The organism is Paracoccus liaowanqingii (assembly GCF_004683865.2).
In the GTDB taxonomy this organism is placed as follows: Bacteria; Pseudomonadota; Alphaproteobacteria; order Rhodobacterales; family Rhodobacteraceae; genus Paracoccus; species Paracoccus liaowanqingii.
In genome coordinates, this window is record NZ_CP038439.1 from 2,144,895 (window position 1) to 2,157,829 (window position 12,935).

A 12,935-nucleotide genomic window follows, 5' to 3' on the forward strand; every position below is an offset into this window, starting at 1 on the left:
GGGTCGGCTGCCTCTATCGGTGGGGTTGCAGGACAGGTCAAGCCGATCACGCCGAAACGGCGCTGCCGGGACCGCATTTGCGTGCGGCCGGCCCTCTAGAAGAGGCGCCGCTTGATGCGGTCGATCAGCGAATACAGGTAAAGCCCGCGCTGATAGCCGGGGCGCCGCAGGTCCGTCGCATCATGCCCTGCATCGGTCCAATCCAGCGCGGCCGCGATGCGGCGCCGGATGGCGGGGACATCGTCGGCGCGGAGACAGTAGTCCGTCAGATACCAGAACAGGAAGCGGTCGCGCCACCCTGCATCCGGCGGCGCGGGTGCGGCAATGGCCCGGGCCAGATCGGCATGGTTCCGCACCTGCTGCGTGACCGGGGCGAAATCCGATGCCGCATAGCTGACGACCGGCTTGCCCTGGACCAAAGCCTCGAAAAGGACGCCGGAATTGGCACCCACCACCAGTGCCGCCCCCTCGATCAGGCGATGGATCGATCGGGTCGAGACGGCGACCTGCGGTCGACGCGACAGGTCCTCCAGCAGGCTGGCCATGCGGGCGCTGGTGCAGCGTGGGTGGCGCTTGATGACGGTGCGCAATCCGCAAGCGGAGGCGGCACGGATCACCGTGAGCAGAGCCTCGCCCGGGTCGAGGAAGGCCCCCTTTGCAACCGAGTCGTTCAGCACCTGCAGGGGTACGAAGACGTAGCCGGCCTCTTCGGGCGCGTCCACCGGATCGGGCTGGGGATATTTGGATCGGTTGTGACGGCGAAGGTCCTGCGAGAGGGTCTCGCGGAAGCGGGTCGCCGCCCCCTGATCTTTTGCGGCGATCGCCGCCTGGAACAGCTCGGGCTGCGTCGCAAGCTGCGAAAAGCAGGCATAGCCCATCGGGTCGAGGCTGTAGAAGGGCGGGATATAGGATTCCTTGCAGCGGAGCAGGTTCCCCGCCGCATCGCCGTAAGAGTGGAAGCTGATGATCAGGTCCGACCGGTCGGCGCCGGGGCGCGGCGCGCGTTCGGCCCCCCGCGGCAGCCAGACCGGGTCGATCAGAAGCCCCAGTTCCGCCAGAGCCGCCAGCGTCGAGGTATAGAACATCCGGTGCCGGTCGCCATCGCTCGGATTGGCGAACCAGGCTTCGGGAACCTCCAGGATCACTCGCCGCCTGCCCGACCCGCCAGTGCCCATGTCCCGCTATCCGCGCCGCACCAGCGGCGCCAGACCGCGTAGATACGTCTTCAGGATCCTGCGCGGACCACCCGGTTTGGCGGTCGAATAGGCCAGCCACCGCAGCTTCGGATGGCGCCCCGTCCAATGCGCGCGGGCAAACGCGGTCGGATCGCTGCGCAGGTCATTGGCCAGATCCGGTCTGCCGCGCAGGCGGTAGGCCTTTGCCAGGAGCGGGATCGAGGACCACAGCCGCCAGTTCAAGGGGCCGTAATTGGCCAGGCGCCGCGCCTTCGATTTGGGCTGTTGCTGGACGGCATCGGCATAGGCGGTCTCGACGATGCGGAACTCGGACAGGTGCAGCGGACATTCGGCAGGCGGCTGCGCGCGCGGCAGGAACAGGCTGCCGGCGTCCAGGCCGAAATAGTCCCGCGCGATCCGGCCGTTCCCCGAGGCGGCCCTGTCCATGATCCGGTCGGCGGTCTCTTCCGACAGCAGCCAGGGGGCCGGCATGGGCAGGCCGTTCGCGTGCCGCCATTCGGTCAGCCGCGAGGCTGCCGTCTCGACGAAGCTCAGATAGGCGTTCTTGCTTGGAAACTTCCGCTTGTTGAACAGGCGGATCAGCTCGACATGGGTGCCCGAGAGCCGCGCCTCGTTGGCCTTGATGCGGGACGGCGCCGGCAGAGCCGTGATCTGCGCCAGTCCCGTCGCGCTTGCGAAATCCCGGACGATCTCCCAGTCCGATCCGGGTTGGCGAAGATAGCGGCGCACATGGATCGACTGTCGAGGCAGAAGCTGCTCCCAGCTGCGGATCAGCTTGTCATAGTCGAGGAATGTCTTGGTCTCGGGCGTTCCCAGCCATTTGTCAAAGGATTGCGACGTGGAATTGATGGCGCCGCCCGCCACGAATTCGGCATATTGCGAATTGGCCCATTCGTCCTGGCGTCGCAGATAGACGACCATCTCGACATCGAAACCGCTGAAATGCGTGGCCAGTGCCGCGGAATTCCGGCTGAGGAAGAAGGCCTCCGACGACAGGACGATCGTATGGATCCGCCCCGGCATCAACGCCAGCCCCTGCAGCAGATGCTGGCGCAGGCTCTGCCCGTTCTTCATGGCTTCGGCCATGAAGCGGGAATGCCCGGCCTGCTTGTGGGGCCGGTTGAGTTGCCAGAACAGCCCGACCTCGGGATACCAGACCCCGTCGCGCAGCAGGGCGGGACGATTGTCCTCCAGCAGATGCTGCAGCGCGGTGCTGCCGGTCTTGGTCGCCCCCAGATGGATGATCAGGCGCGGGCGCGTCGCGGGGGTTGCCATGGCCTCCGGCGACGGGTCCGCCGCGACCCGCTCGTTACGGGCATAGACGTTCAGCGCCTCCTGCAGATGCTGCTGGGCAGGGGTTTCGGGCAGACGCAGATATTCGGCATAAAGATCGGCGGCGGCGATCGGCTCCAGGGCCAGGGCAGTCTCGATCAGGTCGGCCCGCTGCAGTCGGGTGGCCGCCAGAAGAAGACCATAGGCGCCGGCCTGAAGATGCGGGCGCGACAGCTGCGAGGGATCGGGGATCAGGTCGCGCGGCCCCATGTCGCTGCGCTCCAGCGTGGCAGCCAGCCTGTCGAGGAACCGCGCCGTCCCCTTCTCTGCCTTCGCCGTTTTCCAGGCGAAGCCGAAATACAGGTAGTGCATGAACTGCGAGACCTGGAACCGGGCCAGCCACGCATGCGGCGAGGCGGGGTCCAGCGCGCCATGCTGCTGCAGATGGGTGATGACCAGATCGAAATTGTGCAGCTGGTCGTCGACATCCGTCATGGTCTGCGCGCGCCGGACCGCGCTGTCCTGACGAATGCGGTAGACGACGCCGTCGCTGTCGCAGATCGAGATCCGCGGATCCGCCATGTAGGCCTGCAGCAGGAAGGCGCGTTCCTCGCGATAGGTGGTCAGGAAGCGGACGTCATGTCGGGCCAGGAAATCGCGGCGATAGAGCCAGTTCCAGAAATGCCGGGAATGGGCGATCTGCGGATGGCTGGCCACGCTGACGCCGCGCATCTCGTCCGGGAAGAAGGCTTCGGTCGCATCCGGGCGCATCTGCAGCAGGACGCCGTCCGCATCCTCGACCTGCTCGCGGCGCTTGCGATAGCGGACCATGTCGGCCTGGTCCTCGTCGGCCATGGTCACGATCCGCCCCAGATGGTCGGCATCGGGCATGTAGTCGTCGGGATCGATGAACAGGACATAGCGCCCGCGCGCAACCTCCACGCCCTGATTGCGGGCGAAGCCGGGTCCGATATTCTCGGTGCGCCGGATCAGCCGGATGCGCGGATCCCGCGCGGCGTAGCCTTCGGCGATCTCGGCCGAGCGGTCCGGGCTGACATCATCGATCAGGATCACCTCGAAATCCTGGAATGTCTGCTTCTGAATCGAGATGAGGCATTCGGCCAGATAGTTCTCGACCCCGTGGACCGGAATGATGATCGAGATGGCCGGCTCGGCCGAAACGACCCTGGGGATAGGGCGGACGGGGCGATGCTGCTCGATGAAGTCCAGCACATCCTCGATCCGGGCCGGCACCGGACCCTCGGGCAGGTGATAGATCGTGTACCAGATGTAGAATGCGTGGAACAGTTCGGCCAGATCGCGCCTGCGATGACGGTGAGGCACCTCGGTCCGGTCATCCGTCAGACCCCAGCCCGCATAGGACGGCGCACCGAAGCAGACCACCTGCTTGCCAGCCAGAAGCGCCTCGAGCCCCATGCCGGAGGTGCCGACATAGACCTTGTCGACCAGATCGAACAGTTCGAACGGGTTGACGCTGTCGCGGACCATCCGCACCCGCCCCGAGGACGTCATCCGGTCGAAGTAGCCCCGCCGGGTGCCCCCCTTGACCCAGTTCAGGTCGGGATGCGTCTTGACCAGGATCTCGGCATCGGGATTCTCGGCGATGGCTGCCTGCAGCATCGCCTGAAAGTCCGTCTCGCTGGCGCGCCCGTAGAAGGTCGACGCATCCGAGAAGTTCTGGTCCACGACCAGCACGCGGCGGGCATAGCCGGGCGACACGGCAGGCCGGTAGAAGGGCTGGGAATTGTATTTCGAGATGCCGGCCTCGACGATCCGGCGCATGGCACGTTCGGCCCGGTCGCGTTCGGCCGGCGACAGTTCGAAATCGCCATTCAGCTTCTCGTCCAGCCGGGTTTCGTAATCCGACATGTAGTATTGCGCGCGGTCGTCGAAGATGTAGCCCAGGCAGGCCTGCTGCGGGCTGCGCGACGCCAGCGCTTCGGACCAGCTGGTGGTCGAGGCGAGAAAGCCCATCTCGAAGAACGTGACCGAATCGGTCGGCCGGACATGGGGCAGCAGGGCCTTGGTGCTGTCATGGGATTTGGACAGGTCATCCAGAACCGCCCCGTACATCAGCACCGGCGCATCGCCGTCGATCTCGGGATCGTCGATGGCGATCAGGTTCGGGAAGACGCGCGACAGGTTGGCCGAAAACGCCGTCTGCAGGTTGCTGCGCTGAAAGCCGATCCGGTGGGGCCGTTCGCGACGGGCCCAGAGCGACTGACGGAAATCGGCCTCTGCCCCTTCCGCCCCGTCGGGATGGGATCGGTCCAGCAGCTGCAGGAACTGACGGTGAAGCTCTCCTCCCACGGGGGTCGCCTTGGGCATCCCGCGCAGGGTCTTCCGGCTGTCCTTCGGCGTCGTCGTCATGGGCATGGCCACCTTTTGCCGCGATCTCCTTCCGACACTGGCGCAGGAGATGAGCGGATGCTGCTGCTGTTTCGACGGATCTATAGGCGAAACACTGTCAGGACGGTAGTCCCGGTGGGCCGCCCTGATCGTCGGTTTCCGTCAGCACGCCGATCAATCCTCCCGGCCCCGCAGGCGAGGAGGCCTCCGCATCCTCGTCCCGCCTGCTCCAGGCCATCGTGTGCTGAACGATCGGCCTTCCCCGGACGCTGGCGTGAAGCGTGACGACCAGATCGCCCGTGGCGACCAGCGGCGGTGACTGGGGCGACCAGAGCAGCAGATGCTTGAGCTGCCGAGGGGGGCCGCTTTCGCGGGAACTGATCCGGGTGGAATAAGGGCCGCGACTGTCCCTGCCCGCCCGGAAGGAAATGGCGGGACCGGACGGGGACGAGATCAGGAAGCAGGCCAGAAGCCGGCCCGTCAGGGGCACATGCAGGTCCTGTCGCAGCGGAAACATGTCGCAGGACAGGATGCGGTTGGCGAACGGCACCGGCGCGACGTTCTGCGGGGCGACGATCCGCAGGTCCTTGCCCGCGAAGGTCGAAGGATCGGGACGCGGCACCCGGGCGGATGCCGCATGGGTCAGTGCGGCCCGGGCCAGGGCCGCCGGAAATCCGGTATCGGTCGCATAGTGGGGGTTGTCGCGGTACAGCTGCGCGACCGGCAGATGCGCGAAGTCGCGTTTCCACAGCGCCTGCGCATCCAGGGCGGCAAGCCCGCGCCGGGCCAGCAGATCGGCCAGCAGCGCGCGATAGGGACTCTCTTCGTCCCCGGCGGCCTCGGCCCGGTTGTACAGCAGGACGGGAAGCACCCGGATCTGGCGCCGGGCGCAGATCTCGAACAGCCAGGACGTATGGTGCATCAGCAGCTCTGCCGTCTGACCATGCGCCAGGTAATTCGATTCGTTCAGCGAATATTCCCAGAAGATGACGGAGCCGGGCGGCAGATCGGAGGCGCCAAGCAGCCGGAAAAGCCCCATTGCCGTGGTGGCGGCCCCGATGCTCAGATTGAGGACCCCCGCCGGATCCGGATGCAGCTGCTTCAGCTGATCCACCCACCCGTCGCGCAACAGCGAGTTCGATCCCCCGATGACCACCACGGGAGGCGCGTCACGAACAGGCGCAAGCGGACCCGATGGGCGATGTGAGACATTCAGACTGATCAGAGACATCCCGGACCTTGTGCAATGCGATCCGGCATGTCGCCGGATCATGGCAATCCCGCATCGGCCGGTGGCGACAATCGCCCGCTCGATACCGACCATGGAATGGCGGCCGGATCAACCCTGGCGCGACCCGACTGCCAGAAGGCCGCAGATCCCCGATCGGATGGTTTCCCCCTAGGGGACCCTCCGATCACAGGATAACCGCCGCGCCAGGCCTCGCGACTTCAGGCGATCCCGGCCCGCAGGCAATCGTGGATATGCAGAATGCCCACGGGCCTTTCGTCGTGATCCACGGCGAAAAGCGCGCTGATCTTGTGCGCGTTCATGATCGCCAGCGCCTCGGCGGCAAGCGTCTCCGGGGTCACGGTCACAGGCTGGCGGGTGCAGACCTGACCGGCCTGACGTTCGATCAGCCCGACCATGTTGCGCCGCAGGTCGCCATCCGAGATCACGCCGTGCAGTCTGCCGGCGGCATCGGTGACGCCGACGATGCCGAAGCCATGGGCGCTCATTTCCAGGATCGCCTCGCTCATCGGCGTGTCGATGCGGGCCAGCGGCAGCTTGGCCGGACCGTGCATCAGCTGGATGACGCGCGACAGTCTTGCGCCCAGCTTGCCGCCGGGGTGAAAGACGTGGAATTCGTCGGACTGGAACCCCCGCGCCTCCATCAGCGCCACGGCCAGCGCATCGCCCAGGCCAAGCGTCAGGGTGGTCGAGGTGGTGGGCGCCATGCCGATCGAGCAGACCTCGGGAAGGTCGGGCAAGGTCAGGCGCAGGTCCGCGGCCCGCATCAGCGTGCTGTCCGGACGCTTCGAGATCCCGATCAGGGTCACGCTGAAGCGGGCGCAATGGGCGATGAGGTCCGACAGCTCTGCCGTTTCGCCCGAGTTCGAGATCAGGATGCAGATGTCGCTTGGCGTGACCATGCCAAGGTCGCCATGGCTGGCCTCTGCCGGATGGACGAAGAAGGACGGCGTCCCGGTCGAGGCCAGCGTCGCCGCGATCTTGCGTCCGATATGGCCGGACTTGCCCATACCCGACACGATGATGCGGCCGGTCGTGGCCAGGATCTTCTCGACGGCCGCGTCGAAATCGACGGGCAGGGATTCGGCGAAGCGACTAAGCGCCTCACCCTCCTGACGCAGCACGCGCGCGGCCGTGCCCGTCGCAGAGAAGGATGCAGGGAAATGGGCAGCCCTAAGTTCCGAGGATATGGTCACGCAGTCCCTGCCTTCCTTACGTCGTTTCGACGCGCGTAATCTAATTTGGGCCCGAGGTCACGGGGGTAACGCCAATTGTTCGCGCTTGGTGTCCATCCCGCCATCCGCCAGGTGGGGTCCAAGCCGTTTTCGGACGGGACCTGCAGGGGAAAGTCCCGCTGCGGGGACCAGAGGCGGGCAGTGGCGCGATCCACATAGACTTCGGAGAGCTGCCGACCGCGAAGCGCTGGCGCCAGAGACCCTGTCCGTGTCATTGGCGCCACGCGGCAGGTGCTGACCGAGGCCGAGGTGCAGGCCATGGCGCGGGCCAACATCCTGAACGCCCTGCGCGAGACGCGGGGAAAGGTCGCAGGTGCCGGGGGCGCGGCCATCCTGCTGGGCATTCCGGCCACCACATTGTACTCCCGCATGGCCAAGCTGGCGATCCGCGAGGCGGAATGGACGGTCCCCGGCGGCTGAAGGATGGGAAGATGACACTGTTGCTGCCCCGGCGCATCGGCTACAGCCGCTCCGAGACCGTCTCGGACCTTCTCGTGCACGCGATCGGCTTGGGCGCGGCCCTGCTGGCGGTCCCGATCCTCATCTCGCGGACATGGTCCCTGGGCGGCGAGGCATCGGCCCTCGTGGGCGTGTCGGTCTATGGCGCGACGCTGATTGGGATGATCCTGTGCTCGGCGCTCTACAACATGCGGCATCCGGACGCCTGGAGCCCGGTCCTGCGGCGGCTGGACCATGCCGCGATCTATCTCAAGATCGCGGGCACCTACACGGCCTTCGCGCTTCTCTCGCCCTATCCGACCGGCTGGTTCCTCGTCTGGATCTGGAGCTGCGCGGCCCTGGGCGTCGGACTTCGCACCATCGCGCCGGACCGCTGGCGCGGCATGGCGATCGGGCTCTATCTCGTCATGGGATGGTCGGGCGCCGTCGCGGGCGGCGCGCTCTTTGGCGAGATGTCGTCGCGGGTCTTCGCGCTGATCCTGGGCGGAGGGATCCTCTACACCGCGGGCTTCGCCTTCTTCGTGTCGCCGCGCCTGCGGTTCCACCGCACGATCTGGCATCTCTTCGTCGTCGTCGCGAGCGCCGTCTTCTACACCGCCGTCGCCACGCATGTCGCGGCACGCGCCTGACGGCACGGCTTGCGGGTGGAATGCGTCGCCCTTTCGGCTGACGCCCATGACGGCACCTTGGCCCGCCAGGCGTCAGTCCTAAAACCGGCCCCCGATGGGGGGCCGGTCAATCGGTATCCCGTCGGCCAAGAGGCCGGGGCGCCCCGTCAGCCCAGGATGCTGTTCAGGGTCTTCGACGGGCGCATGATCGTCGCGACCTTCAGGGGGTCGGTGTGATAGTATCCCCCCAGATCGACCGCCTGGCCCCTGTCGGCGCGCAGCTCGGTCAGGATCTGATCCTCCAGATCGGTCAGCTGCTGCGCGATGGGGGCGAACTCCTGCGCCAGGGCGGCATCCGAGTCCTGCGCGGCCAGCGCCTGCGCCCAGTACAGCGCGAAGTAATAGTGGCTGTCGCGGTTGTCGGGCTGGCCGGCCTTGCGGCCCGGAGAGCGCTCGTGATCCAGCACCCCCTGCGTCGCGGCCTCGACGGCGGCGGCCAGGGTGCGGGCCTTGTCGTTGCCGGTCGCCTCGGCCAGGAAGTTCAGGCTTTCGCCAAGGGCGCAGAACTCGCCCAGGCTGTCCCACCGCAGATGGTTCTCCTGCACCAGCTGCTGGACATGCTTGGGGGCCGATCCGCCGGCCCCGGTCTCGAACATGCCGCCGCCCTGCATCAGCTTGACGATGGACAGCATCTTGGCCGAGGTGCCCAGCTCGAGGATCGGGAAGAGGTCGGTCAGATAGTCGCGCAGCACGTTGCCGGTGACGGCGATGCTGTCCCGGCCGGCGCGGATCGTCTCGAAGGACAGCCGCGTCGCGTCGCGCGGGGCCAGCACGGTGAAGCTGTCGGTGGCGCCAGCATCGGCCAGGATCGGGCGGACATAAGCCAGCAGTTCCCGGTCATGGGCGCGGGTCTCGTCCAGCCAGAAGACCGCTTGGCAGCCTTCCAGCCGCTGGCGGTCGATGGCCAGGCGCACCCAGTCCTCGATCGCGGCGCGCCGCGTCGAACACAGGCGCCAGATGTCGCCCGCCTCGACCGTGTGGCGGTGCAGCTCGTCGCCATTGGCGGCGATGACGGTCACGGTGCCGGCATGGGGGATCTCGAAGGTGGTGGGGTGCGATCCGTATTCCTCGGCCTTCTGGGCCATCAGACCGACGTTCTGCACCGTGCCCGCCGTGCGCGGATCCAGCGCGCCGGTTTCCTTGAAGTACCGCACGCTCTCGTCATAGACATCGGCATAGGAGGTGTCGGGGATGATGCAGGTCGTGTCGACCTCGGCCCCGTCGGGGCCCCAGCTTTTCCCGCCCGCGCGCAGCAGCGCCGGCAGCGAGGCGTCGATGATCACGTCCGAGGGGACGTGCAGGTTGGTGATACCCTTGTCGGAGTTCACCATGTACAGCGGCGGGCGCTCGGCCATGACCGCGTCGATCTCGGCCCGGATGGCGGCGCCGTCCGGCATCTCGGCCACGCGGGCCAGCACGGTGCCCAGACCGCCATTCGGATCGGCTCCCGCCGCGGCCAGGGCCGCGCCATGGCGCTCGAAGACCGGGGCCAGCCAGGTGCGGACCACATGGCCGAAGATGATTGGGTCCGAGACCTTCATCATCGTGGCCTTGAGGTGGACCGAGAACAGCGTGCCATCGGCCTGCGTCTTCTCGATCTCGTCCGCGATGAAGCGGGTCAGCTCGGCCACCGACAGGAAGCTGGCATCGACGACCGTGCCCTCGGGCAGGTCGGGGCCGGACTTCAGGACCGTCTCGGCGCCGTCGGCCCCGGTCAGCAGGATGCGCACCGGACCGGCCTGCGCGGCGCTCAGCGTCACCGAGGTCTCGTTGCGGCGGAAATCGCCGGTGGACATGGACGCCACGCGGGTCTTGCTGTCCGCCGACCAGGTGCCCATCGAATGGGGATGCGCCATGGCATAGTTCTTGACGGCCTTTGCCGCTCGGCGGTCGGAATTGCCCTCGCGCAGGACCGGGTTCACGGCGGAGCCCTTCAGCGCGTCATAGCGGGTGCGGATCTGGCGCTCGGCCTCGGTCGCGGGATCGACGGGATAGTCGGGCAGATCGAAACCCTGCGCCTGCAATTCGGTGATCGCGCCCACCAGCTGCGGCACCGAGGCCGACACGTTGGGCAGCTTGATGACATTGGCCTCCGGCGTCTTCACCCATGCGCCCAGGCCCGCCAGATCGTCATCCTGCTGCTGGGCCTCCGTCAGGCGTTCGGGAAAGGCCGCGATGATGCGCCCGGCCAGCGAGATGTCGCGCGTGGCGACCGAGATCCCCGCAGCCGAGGCGAAGCGGCGGATGATCGGCAGCAGCGAGGCCGAGGCCAGTTCGGGCGCCTCGTCCACCTTGGTATAGATGATCTGCGGGGTGTCGGTATCGGCCATGGCGGAAGATTCTCCTCTGTTTTCTGCGCGCCACTTGATATGGCCGAGGCCCCGAGGTCAATGTCGGGGGTGCGCGGGAGAGGCCCGTCGATGGGGTTTGGCCGGACCGCGCAGGCGCCGGTGCAAGGCCATCACCCCAGCCCCACCTTCCGGCGGATCGCTTCGTCGCGCAGGGAGATCTCGGAGCCGAGGAAGCTGTCCGCCGCAGGGGTGCACATCCAGACCAGCGTGCGCGCGGGCCATTCGGGCGGGATGTGGACCGACCAGTCGATCTGGCTGACCGGGTTGATGCCGCTGGCGCGGATCGTCCGCTGCATGTCGGTGGCCACCGTACCGGGCGACAGGCTGATGGCGCGGATGCCCTCGGCGCGCGCCTCGTGGTCCAGCGCGCGGGTCAGCATCAGGGCGCCCGCCTTGCCGGCGCAGTAGGCGCTCCACCCGATCTGCGGGGCATGGGCCGCGCCCGAACCCACGGTCAGGATCGTCCCGCCCCCGCCCGCCCGCATGACCGGCAGCGCCGCGCGCATCCCGTGAAAGACGCCCTTGAGGTTGACGTCGATGGCCTGCCCCCACGCCTCGGGATCGACGGCCGCCAGATCCGCGATGGGTCCGATCAGGCCCGCATTGTTCACCAGCACGTCCAGCCGCCCGAAGCGGTCGTGCAGGACGGCCACCGCGCGCTCCAGGTCCAAGGCCCGCGCCACATCGCCGCAGATCGCCGTGCCGCCGATCTCATGGGCCAGGTCCGACACCGCCGCCTCGGTCCGCGCCATGGCGCCGACATGGGCGCCCGCCGCGGCGAAGGCGCGGGCTGCGGCGGCGCCGATGCCGCGGCTTGCCCCGGTGATCAGCACCACCTTTCCCTGAAGATCGACCATGTCACCCTCCGTTCCGCGCCTCGGGCGCCCCTGTCCGCTCGGGCCGCCATCCGGCCGGCCCCGTGTCATCGCTCCATCTGGATCATGCGCATCCGCGCCGTGCAAGCCGGTCCTGCGCGCGGCCCCCCGCGCCCGGGATGTCGGGATCGTGTGCGAACGGAAGGGCGCCCGCCCCGTTACCCCTGCCCATTCCCCAGCCACGGACCTGTTCAACGTGCCCCTTCGCGTCCTGATCGTCGCCAGCGAGACCCCCTCCCAACGCAGCACCCGGCGCCGATCCGCGGGCACCTCCTCGGACGAAAGCTATGCCCGGACCCTGCGCGGGCTGCGGGACGACCTGTCGGTGGACAGCCTGTCCTGCGTCGACGGCGGCGATGCCGAGCTGCCCGATCTGTCCCGCTACGACGGCGTCTTCTTCGCCGGATCGCCGATCCAGATGCACGAGGACACGCCCGAGACGCGGGCGGCGGCGCGCTTCATGGCGGGGGTGTTCCAGGCCGGGGTGCCGTCCTTCGGATCCTGCGCGGGCCTGCAGATCGCGGCGGTGGCGGCGGGGGGCGCGACCGGGCCCCGCACCAGCGGGACCGAGGCCGCCTTCGCGCGCAACATCACCATGACGGATGCCGGCCGGACCCATCCGCTGCTGCAGGGCCGCCCTGCGGTCTGGTCCGCCCCGGCCATGCATTCCAGCGTGGTGACGACCCTGCCCCCCGGCGCCGTCCTTCTGGCGCGCAACGCCGACACCCCGGTCGAGGCGGTCGAGATCCGGCATGGCGCGGGTCTGTTCTGGGGCGTGCAGTACCACCCCGAGATCACCTTGGCCGAGATCGCCGCCTCGCTGCGCCGACAGGCGCAGGACCTGGTCGACGAGGGTCTGGCGCGCGACAGCGCCGCGATCGAGGATCACGCCGCCCGGCTGGAGGCGCTGAACGACGACCCCCACCGCCGCGACCTTGCCTGGCAGCTGGGACTGGACGCCGAGGTGACGGATGCCGCGCGGCGGACGCTGGAACTGCGCAACTTCCTGGCCATGATCACCGAACGCTCGACCGCGATGGCGTGATCCCCCGGGCGGACCTCAGGGCGCAGGGTCGGCCCCGTCGCCGCGCCGCCGCGAGGTCGCCCGTTCCTGAAGGCATCACATCAGCGCAAGGCCTTGCGTTTGATGAAGATCATGCCGCAAAAAATGCCGGTCATCGACACGGAACTGGCCGTTGCTTTTCAGGAAGAAGGGCTGAAGGCGGGAGGATTGCGCGTTCGTCGGCCAAAAGCATGCTC

General features: G+C 67.8%; 9 protein-coding genes. 3 read left to right on the forward strand and 6 right to left on the reverse strand.

The annotated features are described in order from the left end of the window. Positions 1-95: 95 nt before the first annotated feature. From E4191_RS10400 to E4191_RS10415, 4 genes are all read right to left on the reverse strand, one after another. Complete coding sequence (locus tag E4191_RS10400; protein WP_176562687.1) at positions 96-1,145, reverse strand: capsular polysaccharide export protein, LipB/KpsS family; 1,050 nt, start codon at positions 1,143-1,145, stop codon at positions 96-98. Between the two features lie 36 nt (positions 1,146-1,181). After that, positions 1,182-4,859 (reverse strand): glycosyltransferase, encoded by a 3,678-nt coding sequence (locus E4191_RS10405; protein WP_176562688.1) that lies wholly within the window; start codon positions 4,857-4,859, stop codon positions 1,182-1,184. A 97-nt stretch (positions 4,860-4,956) separates the two neighbouring features. Then, positions 4,957-5,997, reverse strand: coding sequence for a hypothetical protein (locus E4191_RS10410; RefSeq protein WP_135313354.1), 1,041 nt, complete (start codon positions 5,995-5,997; stop codon positions 4,957-4,959). Between the two features lie 290 nt (positions 5,998-6,287). Next, positions 6,288-7,277: a KpsF/GutQ family sugar-phosphate isomerase gene (locus E4191_RS10415; protein WP_135314430.1), complete on the reverse strand. Its 990-nt coding sequence runs from the start codon at positions 7,275-7,277 to the stop codon at positions 6,288-6,290. Between the two features lie 276 nt (positions 7,278-7,553). On the opposite strand from E4191_RS10415, the gene E4191_RS10420 reads away from it, so the two are divergent. After that, the gene (locus tag E4191_RS10420) at positions 7,554-7,742 is read left to right on the forward strand and encodes a hypothetical protein (RefSeq protein ID WP_135313355.1); all 189 of its coding nucleotides are present in this window, start codon (positions 7,554-7,556) and stop codon (positions 7,740-7,742) included. Positions 7,743-7,753: 11 nt separating this feature from the next. Then, positions 7,754-8,410, forward strand: a complete 657-nt coding sequence (gene trhA / locus E4191_RS10425; RefSeq protein WP_135313356.1) for a PAQR family membrane homeostasis protein TrhA — start codon at positions 7,754-7,756, stop codon at positions 8,408-8,410. A 146-nt stretch (positions 8,411-8,556) separates the two neighbouring features. Here trhA and E4191_RS10430 read toward each other — a convergent pair whose 3' ends face one another. Both E4191_RS10430 and E4191_RS10435 read right to left on the reverse strand, forming a co-directional pair. Beyond that, complete coding sequence (locus E4191_RS10430; protein ID WP_135313357.1) at positions 8,557-10,779, reverse strand: NADP-dependent isocitrate dehydrogenase; 2,223 nt, start codon at positions 10,777-10,779, stop codon at positions 8,557-8,559. A gap of 131 nt (positions 10,780-10,910) precedes the next feature. Beyond that, a complete protein-coding gene (locus E4191_RS10435; protein ID WP_135312237.1) occupies positions 10,911-11,657 on the reverse strand; it encodes an SDR family oxidoreductase in 747 nt (248 codons plus the stop codon). A 214-nt stretch (positions 11,658-11,871) separates the two neighbouring features. Here E4191_RS10435 and E4191_RS10440 point away from each other — a divergent pair, with 214 nt between their 5' ends. Continuing rightward, positions 11,872-12,720 carry a glutamine amidotransferase-related protein gene (locus tag E4191_RS10440; protein WP_228461230.1) on the forward strand — a complete coding sequence of 283 codons (849 nt, stop codon included), beginning with the start codon at positions 11,872-11,874 and terminating at the stop codon, positions 12,718-12,720. Positions 12,721-12,935 lie beyond the last annotated feature (215 nt).

What these genes read in the sequence shown, in the direction of transcription:
- E4191_RS10405 (WP_176562688.1), bottom strand. Translation starts at nt 4,859, where the DNA reads ATGACGACGACGCCGAAGGACAGCCGGAAGACCCTGCGCGGGATGCCC.
- trhA (WP_135313356.1), top strand. Translation starts at nt 7,754, where the DNA reads ATGACACTGTTGCTGCCCCGGCGCATCGGCTACAGCCGCTCCGAGACC.
- E4191_RS10430 (WP_135313357.1), bottom strand. Translation starts at nt 10,779, where the DNA reads ATGGCCGATACCGACACCCCGCAGATCATCTATACCAAGGTGGACGAG.
- E4191_RS10435 (WP_135312237.1), bottom strand. Translation starts at nt 11,657, where the DNA reads ATGGTCGATCTTCAGGGAAAGGTGGTGCTGATCACCGGGGCAAGCCGC.